This is a genomic window from Streptomyces inhibens, from assembly GCF_022221585.1.
GTDB lineage: Bacteria > Actinomycetota > Actinomycetes > Streptomycetales > Streptomycetaceae > Streptomyces > Streptomyces inhibens.
In genome coordinates this window covers 144,338-156,797 of record NZ_CP084681.1, presented here as the reverse complement: position 1 = coordinate 156,797, position 12,460 = coordinate 144,338, and the positions used below count along the sequence as shown (strand labels likewise).

Here is a 12,460-nt window from a genome sequence, read left to right as displayed (position 1 = left end):
GACCACGATCGAGCAATGGTCGAACAGGCTCTCCCCGACATCGGCGCGATGGGCGGCTGGCAGGGCTGGCAGGGCTGGCAGGGCTGGCAGGGCGTGAGCGGCCACATCACCACTGCGGACGGGCACCTCAATTGCCCGAGTCCGCAGCAGGGCAAAGGAAAGTGGTTCGGCCACGACTGCTTGGGCGTTGGGTCGTGTCGCTGGGCGGTCGCGGCGTCAGCCCGGCACGCCGGTCAGGGCGCGGGTGAGTACGGCGGCGAACTGGTCGTGGGGGGCTTCGTCGGGTGAGGTGACGGCAAGCAGGGCGGCGATGCGTGGGTGGTTGCCAGCGGTGGCCACGTGGTGCAGGTAGGCGGATTCGCGCTGGGCGCCGGGGTTCGTGGCGGCCGATTCGTTCTGGACGGACAGCGCGGTCAGGGCGTTGAGCAAGGCGAAGGCTTCGAGTTTACGAGCGGGCTCGGCCGGATGGTCGGCGAGTACGTCGAGTAGGTGCTCGAGCAGGTCGATTCCGTTCGGGCCGAGCGTGGGGCGGGTGATGACCAGGGTCGGCAACCAGGGGTGGCGTCGCATGATCCGCTGGGCTTGGCGGGCGATTTCGAGCAGGTCGGCCACCTGCTGCCAGCCGCCGCCGGAAGCCGTCGCCGACCTGGCCGGAGCCGTGGTGACCAGCGACGCGATGCACACCCGGCGCGAGCACGCCGAGTACCTGCTGGGACGCAAGGCCCACCACATCGTGATCGCGAAAGGCCATCGGAAGAAACCGCGCAAGCAGCTCAAGTCCCTGCCGTGGAGCCAGATCCCGCTCCTGGACCGCACCCTCGACACCACCCTCGCGAGGACGCCTCCCAACTGCGGACCGGCAACTCGCCCCGCACGGTGGCAACCTGACGCGACCTGGCCATCGGCGCACTCCGACCGGCCGGGGCCATCAACATCGCCGCAGCCCTCCGCCGCACTGCGCGCGACCCCCGCCGGCCCCTCGCGCTCCTCGGACTCACGTGTTCACAAAACGGGCAACGCGCCGCTTTGTCGAGGCCCTGATCAGTACCCCTCGCTGTCAGCAGGGCCGGCGCTGTTGCCGATACGTAGGGGACGAGGTGGAGTCGTCCTACCGAGCGGCAACGCGTCCGGCTCGGCAACCCGGGCGCGATCGTCGCCCGAAGACCGCCCCACCTATTGCGCAAGGGATACCGGTTACGTAAAAGATCCGGCTGTCGCCCGCTCCTACAGGCGACAGCCGGACAGCAAGCCGAAGGCCAGACTCAGACCTTGGTGAAGCACAACGTGTAGTCGGCGCCCCGACGGCTTGAGAACTGAATGCCGTAGTCGAACTTCGACCCGCATTCCTTGTCGGGGCCATAGAGCCTGTCGCCCGTTTTGTACTCGGCCTCGGTGGAGCCGCAGTCGACGATCTCTGGCAGTGGATCGCCGTGGGGGTCCTGGACCTTGACGCAGTCGCCGATCTGCGGATCGTGCTTCTTGTTCTCCGCGGCCCGCGCGGCTCGCGAGGCCTCCGCCTTGGCCTTGCCACCGTTGGGATTGGTGTTGTAATCCCAGACGTACCAGGCCCCGCCGCCGAAGATCGCCAAGACGATGACGGCGGTGATCAGCCCCCGCAACGGACTCCGCTGAGGACGCTGCGGCCCGCGCGGCTGCTGCGGGTACCCGTAAGACTGCGGCTGCTGAGGCTGCTGCTGCGGGTACCCATAGGGCTGCTGCGGTTGCTGCTGCGGATAGCCGTAGGGCTGCTGTGGCGGCTGATTCTGATACGGCGGCGGTGCGGACACGGCTGAGGTCCCCCATGATTGGCTGCTGAACGAAGGTCAACGCGAGGTTGACCGATGCAGGCTACCCTCCTGTGCCTGTCCGCCGATCAGCAGTCCGGTGCGCGGCATCCCGCCTGTTCCCTTGAGCCTTGCGCTGACCGGGGCAACCGCCCGCTGGGCGGCTGAAGTGTTCTGTCGCAGTGACGTGGCCGGGTAACCGATCACGGCAATGTGACCCGGCTACCCGGCTACCCGGCACAAGCGACCGCGGCCGCGCACTTCAGTCGGCTCTGACCTCAGCTGGATCCGACCGCGTTTGCGTGATCCCTACGGCCGGCTGGATGAGGATGCGGGTCCGACGAGCAAGGCGGTTCCGGCTGCCTTTGTCGACGAACCCGGCATCGTCGAGGGGCAAGGTCAGGAATGCGGACGGCGAGGTTGATCGCCCTGCTCCGCATTCTTCTCCTTGATGCGCGCCGCTTCCTTCCGGACCTCGGCCTGGGTGGCGCGTTCCCGCTGCAGCCAGTCGGGGTTTTCCTTCTTCAAAGCATCGATCTGCTCCGTGGTGAGGGCTTCGGTGACTCCGCCCCGCGCGAGACCTGAGATCGAGATGCCCAGCTTCGCCGCGACCACCGGCCGGGGATGCGGGCCGTTGCGTCGCAGTTCCTGCAGCCACTCGGGCGGATCGGCCTGCAGGGCATTCAACTCGGAGCGCGAGACGACACCCTCCTGGAACTCGGCGGGGGTGGCTTCGAGGTACACACCCAGCTTCTTCGCCGCGGTTGCGGGCTTCATCGTCTGGGTGGTCTGGTGCGACGTCATGGTGTCAAGAGTATCGAGCGTGTGCGCTACCTCCGACCACGACCGGTAACCTGGCGGAGTGACAGGCTCGGAAGTATCCCCTTCGTTCCGGCTCGCGTATGTCCCGGGAGTGACGCCCAGCAAGTGGGTGCGGATCTGGAACGAGCGGCTGCCCGACGTCCCGCTGACCCTCATCGCGGTATCCGCCGCGGAAGCCTCCGAGGTGTTGCTGGGCGGCGGCGCCGACGCGGGCTTCTTGCGGTTGCCGGTCGACCGGACGGCCCTCAGCGCGATCCCCCTGTACACCGAGACGACGGTGGTCGTGATCCCGAAGGACCACGTCGTGGCAGCGGTCGACGAGGTGTCCGCCGAGGATCTGGCCGACGAGATCATGCTGCATCCCCTCGATGACACCCTCGACTGGGAGCGACCGCCGGGACAGCCCGCGATCGAGCGCCCAGCCACAACGGCGGACGCCATCGAACTGGTGGCGGCAGGAGTGGGACTCCTCGTCGTCCCGCAGTCACTCGCCCGCCTGCACCACCGCAAGGACCTCACCTACCGGCCGGTCTCGGACGTCCCCGAGTCGCGCGTCGCGCTGTCGTGGCCCGAGGACGCCACCACCGATCTGGTGGAGGATTTCATCGGGATCGTCCGCGGGCGGACCGTCAACAGCTCACGGGGTCGCGCTCAGCCCCCGGCGCAGCCGCAGCGTAAGCGTCCCGACACGGGCGGTGCGCGGCGGAAGCCCACAGTCGGCAAGGCGACCGGCAAGAGCCCACGGAGCGGTTCCGGCGGCCCCAAGGGCGGAAAGCGCGGCAAACCTCGCCGCCGGTCGTAGCTCCGGCGTCGCGCACCGTGACGGCAAGGGGCGGCGTCCTCGGCGCCCTGGGGACTGAGTTCTGCCTGCTCGCAGTGGATATCGGCACGTCCATGGCGCTACGTGGGCGGGCTCTCCCACGCGGTCGGCCGAACTCGGCGGACGGACCGTCGCAGCTCAACCGTGAGCAATCGTCGAGACCGGTGGGGGAGCGTGGTCGAGGGTCATCCGGGCCTTCTGGTGATGCCGGCTTTGGCTGTGTTCCGGATGCGCTTGGTGCGGCCGTGCTCGGCGAGTAGCGCGAGTGCGTCGGGGGCGTCCAGGTCGTCGGCGATCTTGCGCTGTAGCCAGTCGGATGCGTCGGTCAACGCGCTGGGCGTCCACGGCTGCGCCAGTGAGATCGCCCTGAACAGTGACCACTCGTGGAGTCGCTGGACCAGGAACGGATGGCGGGCGATCACCTCGGCCATCGACCGGGCCCACGGCTCATACGCATGATCAGGGCAGAGGCCGGCTGCCCGCCTGTCCAGGTGTCTGGCGACGGCGGATTGGGCCATCGTCTGGTCCGGGTCCGTGAGGACCGTGCTGACCAGGTCGGGTTCCTCGGTGACGGTTACTTGTGCCAGTGCTTGGAGGTGGACGGCGAACCGCACGTGCTCCGAAGGTTCGTCCTCGCTGCACGCCTCAACGTTCATGCCGCCTGCTTCTGACGCTCGATCAGCGACCCATGCTCGAAGCGGGTGCCGACGGGGACCATGGGGACGAGGTGGGCGCCGTTCAGCGAGCCGCCGTTCAGCGAGCGTCGGCGGGCCTGAGCGGCCTTGATCGGATTCGTGGTCAGCGGAGGGATCCAGTGCTCGGCGGGGTAGTCGTGGAACGGCAGTATCGCGTCCTGGTCATGGGCGATCTTCGCGACTGCTGGGACAACGTGGGTCCGTAGAGGTTGGTGAACGTCTCGACGGCCTGCTCGCCGTGTTCGCGGTCCAGGCATTGTAGATGTGGTGCAGGGCCTTCTCCGGTGCTGTCTGGGCTGATGCGGGCGGCAGTTGAGAACGTTCGCGGTGTTGTGGATCCCCGGAGCGCCGTTTCGCGTGTGCTGGGGGAGGCCTCTGTGCTGGGGGAGACCTCGCGCGGGCCTTCCAGAAGCCACTCGACGATCAACCGCGGGACATGCGCGTCCACGACGACCGTGAGGTTGGGCGCGTTACAGAGCGCTCCATGACCCAACGGCCGTGCTTGGCGTCAGCGTCAGATCAACCAGCGACCTGGCGGCCCCATCAGTACATAGCAGGGCGCTACGCACGGTGCCTCCCGAGCGGAAGCAAGGGGTCTCTCAGGAGGCTGCGGCGATACGGGTGATGGCTTCGGTGAGAGTCTGTGGTGAGCAGCCGAAGTTCAGCCTCGCGAATCCGATGCCGGCAGAGCCGTAGCGGTGGCCGGCGTTGAGGGCGACCCGAGCGGTGGTGAGGAGGTGTTCGGCGGGGTCGTCGCCCCAGCCGAGCTCGCGGAAGTCGATCCAGGCCAGAAAGCCCGACTGCGGCTGGCGGTAGTGAACTCCGGGGAGCAGCTTCACCAGCAGATCGTCCAGCAGTCCCCGGTTGTGGTCGAGGGCGTCCAGGACGTCGGCGAGCCATTGATCGCCGTCGTTGAACGCGGCCACCGTGGCGATTACTCCGAGATGCCCGGTGCGGTAGAGCGAGTGTGGCGACAGGCGGTCGACGTACCGCTTAGGCGCCGGGTGGGCGGTGACGACGGTGGCTGCTTTGAGCCCGGCCAGATTCCAGCCCTTGCTGGCGGACAGGAACGCGAACCCCCAGCGTCTCGCCTCGTCCGACACCGACAGGAACGGGACGAACTCGGCCCCTGGCAGGACGAGCGGGGCGTGGATTTCATCGGACAGCACGTAGACGCCGTACTTTTCGGCCAGCTTGGCGACCGCGGCCAGGTCCTCGCGCCGGTGTACGAGGCCTATGGGGTTGTGCGGGTTGCACAGCACATACGCCGTGGCATGGTCGGCGAAGGCCCGTTCCAGGGCGTCCAGGTCGAGCCGCCATCCCAGCGGTCCGTCGGCCAGCGGTGCCTCGACGACATGGGCTCCGACCTCACGTACCCACCAGGAGAACGGCTCGTAGACCGGCGGGCTGATCACCACGCGGTCTCCCGCGCTGACGATGCGGCGCAGCACTTCGACGATGCCGATTCCGACGTCGGCGACGGTGCGTACATCGTCGGCATCGATCCGCCAGTCCCAGGTGCGCCGGGCGTAGTTGCTCACCGCTTCCGCAAGGTCGCAGGTCGGTGCCGCGTAACCGGTGTCCGACCGGTCGACCGCTTCGTGGAGAGCCTTGGCGACCGGTTCTGCCAGCGGGAAGTCCATCTCCGCGACAGGAAGGGGGAGGACGTCCTCCGGGAAAGTCCGCCATTTCGCGCTCCGGCGCTTCCTCAGCTCTGTAAGAGGGGGGATCGAGAGATTGCCCATGGTGGGGACTCCTGAATGTCTTTCCAGGGATGTGGTGGCGGTAGTCGCAGACGGCGTCATTTGAGGCATTCGTCTGCGCGTTGACGGGATCTCCAGCCCTGGAACTCCACCGGTCTTCCGGGCAGCCGTCCGGAAGTGAATCCGGCGCGCCCGCATGACCGACAAGCGATCCCATGGGCCTGGTCTGCCGTCACTCTTCGATGGTCGATGCCGCAGGGATCATTCCGCTTCCGATAAAATGCCAAGTAATGTCGAAAATCCGCCATGCTTCGCGTGTGACGACAGGCCTCCGCGCCCTGCCCGCCGGTACCGGAGTCGACGCTCACCGGCACGACGAGAACCAGATCGTCTACGCCGGCCGCGGCGTGCTCTCGGTCGCCACCGACGCCGGCAACTGGATCGCCCCTGCCACCCGGGCGATCTGGATCCCGGCCGGAACCGTGCATGAGCATCGCGCCTATGGCGACACCGATCTCTACCTGGTGGGACTGCCGGTGAAGGACAACCCGCTGCGCCTGGACCAGCCCGCGGTCATCAGGGTCGGCCCGCTGCTGCGCGAGCTGATCATCGCCTACGCCGGGCAACCCGCCGACCTCACCGCCGAACGTCGCCGCCTACGGGCCGTCCTGCTCGACCAGCTCCGTCACTCGGCCCAGCAGCCCGTCCACGTGCCCGCGGCCAGTGACCCGCGTCTGGTCGCGGTGTGTGCCATCCTTCGCGACAACCCGGCCGACGACCGAACCCTGGCGCAACTCGGCGCCGTAGCCGGTGTCAGCGACCGCACCCTCACCCGGCTCTGCAGGGCCGAATTCGGTATGAGCTTCCCGCAATGGCGCACTCAACTGCGCTTGCACCACGCCCTACGCCTGCTGGCCGAGGACACCCCGGTCACAGTCGTCGCGCACCAATGCGGCTGGGCATCCAGCAGTGCCTTCATCGACGTGTTCCGCCGAGCCTTCGGGCACACCCCCGGCACCCACCGCGCACGCTACTGACCACCGAGACATCCCGAGATGTGCGTGCGCCTTGCGCCAAGCCCTCGGCCCGGCCAGGTACTCATCTGGGCCCGGCTGGCGGTTGGTCAGGCATCAGGCTCCTACGAATCGTCAATCACGGTTGACGTAGCCCGGCCATGTCAACTTACATTGACGGTATGAGTGACCGAGTGCAATCACGCCTGGGAATGAGCGGCCGTGGCCCTTCAGCGGGATTGCGGCCGCTGCTGATCTGCGGGGTGGCCGGCGGTCCGTTGTTCACTGTCGCCTACCTCGCTGAAGGCTCCACGCGCGCCCACTACAACGCGTGGCGTCATCCGCTCAGTTCGCTGGCCCTTGGTGATCACGGCTGGACGCAGACGCTCAACTTCATCGTCGCGGGCCTTCTCGCGCTGGCGTTCGCCGTCGGGCTACGGCGTGCGCTCCGGCCCTCGGGGGGCTCGATCTGGGGGCCGATGTTCATCGGGCTGTGGGCGATCGGGCTGATCGGCGCCGGGATCTTCCTGGCCGACCCGGTCAGGGGCTACCCTCCCGGAACGCCCGACCGGTTGCCCAACCCCACCGCGTATGGCGCCCTCCACGACCTCGTGTCGCTGGCCGGCTTCGTTGCGCTGACCGCCGCCTGCTTCGCATTCACCCGGTACTTCGCCCGCTCGGGCGAGCGAGGGTGGGCTCTCTACTCAGCTGTCACGGGCTTCGCCTTCGCAGTGACCATGGGACTGTCCAGCGCCGCTTTCGACAGCGCCGCTGGAGACCTGGCCGACCTGGGCGGCCTGATCCAGCGCATCGCGCTCACGGTGGGCTGGACTTGGCAGGTCCTGCTCGCACTTCACCTGTGGCGAGCTGCTCCCGGCAGGTACGAACAGCCTGGTGGCTCCCACGCGGCATGATGCGACCGCAGGCCCTTCAGACCCAGCAGGGTCCGGAGGGAGGTTGGTCCGGTCCCTTCGCCGGGGACACGGTTGGCGTCTGGCGCCGTGGTCCGGATCCAGCGCAGGCGGTGCCGGCAGGCCCGGCAAACGCCGGGACGGCGCTGCGCGAGTGCCTCTGCGCGGTGCTGGCTTGCGATGAAGAGGGGCTGCGGCTGCTCCAGTTGTCCGTCGCCGTCATCGGGTCGAGCCGCCTGGCGCGGTCGGCAAGGGAAGGTCAGGCGGTTGCCGGGACTGGTCGCTCTTGGGGATCTGTTCGACCTGTCGGCGTGCGCCTGGGCGTGGGCGTCCTGCACGGGCAGCAGTTGTTCGAGGGTTTCCCCGGACCGCCTCGCCGGTGTCGCCGGCCTGGCGCCGGTCCCAAGGGACTCCGGGCGGATCAGCGGCAACATACGCAGACCTCGTCGCTACTGCCGACACCGGCTGCGGGTCTTCTACATGTCATCAATGGTGGCCGCTCGGTCGTGCCCCACGTCGAAGGCGTTCTACGAACGCAAGAGGGCTGAGGGCAAGAACCACAAGCAGGCCGTCATCGCTCTCGCACGACGCCGACTGAATGTTCTGTGGGCTCTCATACGCGACGGGCGCACCTTTGAAATCACCTCACCGCCGGGTCTCCTCGCGCTGGGCCAACCCACTCACACCGAGTCACCAAGAAGGCTTGACAACTTCATTGGGAATCCTCTGGTCCGCCGGTGATCCATACGAACCGATTAACCCCAGGTGAGCGGGTCGAGATGGAGGTAGAAGCGCAGGCGGTCGTGGTCCAGGGCGATGCCGTACCTCTCGGCGAACGCCACGTCCGCGGCCTGTGCCTGCTCCTCGTCCGTCCATGTCTCTCGCGCGTTGGCGAATAGCAGTGCCAAGTCGGCGTAGCGGTCGGCCAGCCCGAGGCGGCCCAGGTCGATGAAGCCCGACACGTCCAGGGTCTGCGGATCGAGGATGATGTTGGGCAGGCACAGATCCCCGTGGCAGATGACCATGTCGGCGACCTCCTGATCCCGTCGCCGAGGGACCTGCCGGGTGAGCAGGGTCAGCAGCTCTGTGGGGGGCATGTGCTGCTGCTCTACGGGGAGGAACTCTGGGTTCACGGCGTCACGGGCCACGACGTCGCGTGCCACGGCGACCATGGCGTCCAGGCCCCGGCGGAATGGGCACTCCGACACGGGCACCTCGTGCAGCCGACGGACCGCGTCCGCGATGCGTTCCCAGGAGGCTCGCAGGTCCTCAGCGGGCACCTGATCAGCGGGTATGCCGGAGACGGCACTGGTCACCAAGCAGGCGCCCGCGTCACCGGAGTACCAGTCGAGCACCCGGGGGCCCGGTACGCCCTGCCCGCTCAGCCATGAGATCCGGTCGCGCTCGGCCATCAGGTCGGCTGCGTCCGCAGCGGGTACGCACTTGGCATACCGGGAGGCGCCCGCACTGCGAAAGACGGAGGCTCCCGACTCGCCCGCGGTGACAGGCAGCCAGTCGCCGCCACCCATGCCGAGCAGCGCCGGCGATACGGCCTGAGGTGCGGAGTGATCGCTCATAGCGGCAACTCTAGCCAGCCCGGCATTCCCAGCTCGGGGCCGTAGGATCCCCGCCCCTGCCACGACCCCGCGTGTGGCAGGGCGTGATCCGAACGAAACGGCCTGGCGCGGTGAGACGCAGTGTCTGTGCGGAATGGGCTCGTCGTGCCGGCGGCGGATGGCCGCTGTGCCGCACATGGTGATGGCGACGACCGCGTCGCTGGAGACGTTCTTCGAGCGCCCCGTGTCGCCTGGGGTGGGCTGCTGACCGCTCGACCGGACCGTCGCGTACGCACAGCCGTCGCGTACGCACAGCCGCCGCGTACACACAGCTGACAAGAAGTCGTCACACAAGAGCCGGAATGCATGGCCAACTGCCGTTGGTTTGCGTTGACATGACTGTGGGAGTAGCACTCAACGCGACCGACGCCGACAACCAGATCGACGCCACCGTACGGCTCGCCGAGGAGGCCGCGGCCGCGGGCCTCCGGTCCGCCTGGTTCGGGCAGACCTTCGGCGCCGACTCGCCTCAGCTCGCGGCGATCGTGGGACGTGAAGTACCCGGGCTGCACGTGGGCACCTCCGCGATTCCCGTCTTCGGACGCCACCCGTTGCTCGTCTCCAGCCAGGCCCAGACCGCGCAAGCCGCCACGCACGGCCGTTACCACCTCGGACTCGCGCTCGGCACCAAGCTCCTGACCGAGGCGGGCTTCGGCATCCCCTACGAACGGCCCATCGCCCGCCTGCGTGAATTCCTCACCGCTCTACGGCAGTTGACCGAGACCGGCGCCGCCGACTTCCACGGCCAGTTGCTCACCGCGGCCACGCCGATCCCCGCACGCGTGCCGGGCGCCGAGGCCGGGGTGCCGCTGCTCGTCGCCGCGATGGGCCCGCAGGCGCTGCGTGTCAGTGGTGAGCTGGCGGACGGGATCCTGCCTTATCTCGCCGGGCCTCGCGCCCTGGACGAGCACATCGTCCCGGCAGTCACCGCGGCGGCCGAGGCCGCCGGGCGTCCTGCGCCCCGAATCGTGGCGCTCGTGCACGGCGTGGTCACCGACGACGTCGAGTCCGTGCGCGAGAGGGTCACCGAACAGCTCGCGTTCTACGAGCAGATCCCGTCCTACGCGCGGGTCATCGAACTCTCCGGCGGCAAACGCGCCGCAGACGTGGCCGTGATCGGCGATGAGAGGAAGGTCGCCGCCGAGGTGCGGCGCTACCGGGATGCCGGGGCGACGGAGGTGGTGTTCTCGGGGACCGAGGTCGCCGGGGATGTTGACCGGCGCCGTACCTGGGCACTCTTGGGGGAGCTGGCGGGTTGAACGCCTGCCCCGGACGGCGTCGACAAGGCTGTCATCGGCCCGGAGGCGGTGAGCAGGCGGGGTGGGAGCGGGGGCGCCAAGGAGCTCGGTGGCCGTCGCCCAACTGCACGCTTCTAGAAATGGCGCAGCACAGAGGTCGCGTCACCACTGAGGCTGACGGGGCGTCGTTGTGCCATCAGTCGGACGGGAGCGCTACGGGCACCGGCCTATTTTGCCCGTCCCACTGGACGAATACTTCGCGGAGACGGGGATGAGTAAACGTCGGCGCCATCACGAAGTGCACGCACTCGTGAGGGAGAACTGTCGCGTTCTCAGGAAGGTTTCGCGCGATGCCCGGCTCTGGCGACCCAGGGCCTGGGTCAGGGACAATTTTGACGTGGAGTGCGGGAACTGATCCGACATTGCAGAGCGCAAATCCGTACTTCATGTTCTCAATGCGTTCAACCTTCCAATGCACGCGGCTGCCATCGGCCGTTGGGGGTGGCTCCGTCGCGGTCGATGGCGATGCAGGTTGCTCCGCCATATCCGTTGCAGATTTCTCCGCCCCTCGGGCGGAAGATCGCTCTGCGAGGAGGCGTAGCCCTGTACTGAGAGCGTCCTCAACTGCGATTGCTCGCCGCTCGGCCGCTTCCGCCTGTTTGTGGCTGATCTCGTTGGCTTCCCTGCCAATCCGGATTTGCCTGCGTGAGTCGAGCCAGCCGCCAATCGAAATAAGCAATGTGACGCCTACGCCGGCCCATGTGGCGATATTCCCTACTTCCATGCCAGGACCCTAACCGGCACCTCCTTCGCTGCACGTTGCGGCACGACTGGCCATAGCCCATCACGGCGACGCGTGCCGGCAGAACGGCGACCCCGACGGGGTTTCAAATGATTGAGAGGCGATCACCCCCGGTCGCTACCACTTCGGTGGGCACGCCGCGGGGTCGTCATCGTCCCTGGGAGGGGTACGAACGTGTGGGAGAAAGGCTGCGGCGTCACTGAACTCGAACTCGGGGCATCGGCCGGACCAGTTGGTCCGGCTTATGGGAGTGCGGCCGTCGTCGGCGACGAAGGTAGCGGCTTGACCACCGATGGCCGTGCCTGAGGTGCTCAGTTCGTACGGTCCGGACTCCACTCGTAGACCATGGGAGCGGTCTCGATGACCTCGCTTGGCCAGACCTGCCGAAGTCGGTCCAACCGGGCTCGGTGGTCCTGGATCCAGTCGTCCTGTGGCTGGATCCAGACAAATGTGGAGAGCCGGTCGGGGTCGTGGATCGTCACGCACACGGACTGATCTTCGTTGAGTCGAATGCCGAGCTCCAGACCCCGGCCGCCGCCGATTCCCGCGTTGCCACCCGGTACCAGCCCTTCGAGCTCGTGTTCCCAGGCGGAGAGATCCCGCTGGAAGAGGTAGAGCTCCAGGCGTGCGTCGAGGAAGCTGGTGGACACCAGGACATCGGCGCGCAGGGTGTCATGACCGGCCAGAATGCCGGGCTGATCACGCCCAGTGACACGGACGATGCAGCGATCGCCGTCTGCGTCTGCCAGGTGAATCAGGTCGACTGGTTCCGGCTCTCCCACAGTGCCCCTCCGCATGGCCTAGCTGGTGCGAGTAGCGTGCATCCTCTCTCATGGGGTGCGTGCGGACGAACGAGACCCCCGGCAAACATTCGACGACGTGATCAGTGGTCCGGGACGGTGCGGGCGGCGATGTCCGCGCGGAGGGCGGGATCCTCGGACTTGGGCACCATCACCGGGCAGCAGCCGTGGCGGGCCGTCGCGGCCAAGCCGTCCTGGAATCAAGGAGTTCCGGATGGGTTGATCCGGAGAATGGCGCGGTTGCCCTGGGCGAACC

Annotated in this window: 12 protein-coding genes and 1 pseudogene; 5 read left to right on the top strand and 8 right to left on the bottom strand. The window is 67.7% G+C overall.

Features of this window, described 5'->3' with window-relative positions:
• Positions 1-216 precede the first annotated feature (216 nt).
• From KI385_RS00760 to KI385_RS00750, 3 genes are all read right to left on the bottom strand, one after another.
• Complete coding sequence (locus tag KI385_RS00760; RefSeq protein ID WP_238570308.1) at positions 217-720, bottom strand: TetR/AcrR family transcriptional regulator C-terminal domain-containing protein; 504 nt, start codon at positions 718-720, stop codon at positions 217-219.
• Between the two features lie 542 nt (positions 721-1,262).
• On the bottom strand, positions 1,263-1,787 hold the full coding sequence (locus KI385_RS00755) for an LppU/SCO3897 family protein (protein WP_238570307.1): 525 nt from the start codon (positions 1,785-1,787) through the stop codon (positions 1,263-1,265).
• 396 nt (positions 1,788-2,183) lie between these two features.
• Complete coding sequence (locus KI385_RS00750; RefSeq protein ID WP_238570306.1) at positions 2,184-2,588, bottom strand: DUF5997 family protein; 405 nt, start codon at positions 2,586-2,588, stop codon at positions 2,184-2,186.
• A 58-nt stretch (positions 2,589-2,646) separates the two neighbouring features.
• On the opposite strand from KI385_RS00750, the gene KI385_RS00745 reads away from it, so the two are divergent.
• The gene (locus tag KI385_RS00745; protein ID WP_238570305.1) at positions 2,647-3,408 is read left to right on the top strand and encodes a LysR family substrate-binding domain-containing protein; all 762 of its coding nucleotides are present in this window, start codon (positions 2,647-2,649) and stop codon (positions 3,406-3,408) included.
• A gap of 203 nt (positions 3,409-3,611) precedes the next feature.
• Here the strand turns inward: KI385_RS00745 and KI385_RS00740 are convergent, their stop codons facing one another.
• The 3 genes from KI385_RS00740 to KI385_RS00730 form a co-directional block, all read right to left on the bottom strand.
• Complete coding sequence (locus KI385_RS00740; RefSeq protein ID WP_238570304.1) at positions 3,612-4,082, bottom strand: hypothetical protein; 471 nt, start codon at positions 4,080-4,082, stop codon at positions 3,612-3,614.
• Complete coding sequence (locus KI385_RS00735) at positions 4,079-4,378, bottom strand: hypothetical protein (RefSeq protein WP_238570303.1); 300 nt, start codon at positions 4,376-4,378, stop codon at positions 4,079-4,081. Before KI385_RS00735 ends, KI385_RS00740 begins: the two co-directional genes overlap by 4 nt.
• A 342-nt stretch (positions 4,379-4,720) precedes the next feature.
• Positions 4,721-5,866 carry a MalY/PatB family protein gene (locus KI385_RS00730; protein ID WP_238570302.1) on the bottom strand — a complete coding sequence of 382 codons (1,146 nt, stop codon included), beginning with the start codon at positions 5,864-5,866 and terminating at the stop codon, positions 4,721-4,723.
• Between the two features lie 248 nt (positions 5,867-6,114).
• On the opposite strand from KI385_RS00730, the gene KI385_RS00725 reads away from it, so the two are divergent.
• The 3 genes and pseudogenes from KI385_RS00725 to KI385_RS44135 form a co-directional block, all read left to right on the top strand.
• A complete protein-coding gene (locus tag KI385_RS00725) occupies positions 6,115-6,861 on the top strand; it encodes an AraC family transcriptional regulator (protein ID WP_238570301.1) in 747 nt (248 codons plus the stop codon).
• Positions 6,862-7,019: 158 nt separating this feature from the next.
• Complete coding sequence (locus tag KI385_RS00720; RefSeq protein ID WP_238570300.1) at positions 7,020-7,751, top strand: DUF998 domain-containing protein; 732 nt, start codon at positions 7,020-7,022, stop codon at positions 7,749-7,751.
• Between the two features lie 324 nt (positions 7,752-8,075).
• Positions 8,076-8,372, top strand: a pseudogene (locus KI385_RS44135) (transposase); the annotation flags it as partial.
• A gap of 131 nt (positions 8,373-8,503) precedes the next feature.
• On the opposite strand, the gene KI385_RS00710 reads toward KI385_RS44135, so the two are convergent.
• The gene (locus tag KI385_RS00710) at positions 8,504-9,325 is read right to left on the bottom strand and encodes an APH(3'') family aminoglycoside O-phosphotransferase (RefSeq protein WP_238570299.1); all 822 of its coding nucleotides are present in this window, start codon (positions 9,323-9,325) and stop codon (positions 8,504-8,506) included.
• A gap of 374 nt (positions 9,326-9,699) precedes the next feature.
• Here KI385_RS00710 and KI385_RS00705 point away from each other — a divergent pair, with 374 nt between their 5' ends.
• Positions 9,700-10,623, top strand: coding sequence for an LLM class F420-dependent oxidoreductase (locus KI385_RS00705; protein ID WP_238570298.1), 924 nt, complete (start codon positions 9,700-9,702; stop codon positions 10,621-10,623).
• 1,092 nt (positions 10,624-11,715) lie between these two features.
• Here the strand turns inward: KI385_RS00705 and KI385_RS00700 are convergent.
• The gene (locus KI385_RS00700; protein ID WP_238570297.1) at positions 11,716-12,201 is read right to left on the bottom strand and encodes a DUF5959 family protein; all 486 of its coding nucleotides are present in this window, start codon (positions 12,199-12,201) and stop codon (positions 11,716-11,718) included.
• Between the last annotated feature and the right edge of the window lie 259 nt (positions 12,202-12,460).

Bases quoted from the DNA above. Each gene is read 5' to 3' on its own strand.
- KI385_RS00750 (WP_238570306.1), bottom strand. From the start codon at position 2,588: ATGACGTCGCACCAGACCACCCAGACGATGAAGCCCGCAACCGCGGCG.
- KI385_RS00740 (WP_238570304.1), bottom strand. From the start codon at position 4,082: ATGAACGTTGAGGCGTGCAGCGAGGACGAACCTTCGGAGCACGTGCGG.
- KI385_RS00735 (WP_238570303.1), bottom strand. From the start codon at position 4,378: ATGCCTGGACCGCGAACACGGCGAGCAGGCCGTCGAGACGTTCACCAA.
- KI385_RS00730 (WP_238570302.1), bottom strand. From the start codon at position 5,866: ATGGGCAATCTCTCGATCCCCCCTCTTACAGAGCTGAGGAAGCGCCGG.
- KI385_RS00725 (WP_238570301.1), top strand. From the start codon at position 6,115: ATGTCGAAAATCCGCCATGCTTCGCGTGTGACGACAGGCCTCCGCGCC.
- KI385_RS00720 (WP_238570300.1), top strand. From the start codon at position 7,020: ATGAGTGACCGAGTGCAATCACGCCTGGGAATGAGCGGCCGTGGCCCT.
- KI385_RS00710 (WP_238570299.1), bottom strand. From the start codon at position 9,325: ATGAGCGATCACTCCGCACCTCAGGCCGTATCGCCGGCGCTGCTCGGC.
- KI385_RS00705 (WP_238570298.1), top strand. From the start codon at position 9,700: ATGACTGTGGGAGTAGCACTCAACGCGACCGACGCCGACAACCAGATC.
- KI385_RS00700 (WP_238570297.1), bottom strand. From the start codon at position 12,201: ATGCGGAGGGGCACTGTGGGAGAGCCGGAACCAGTCGACCTGATTCAC.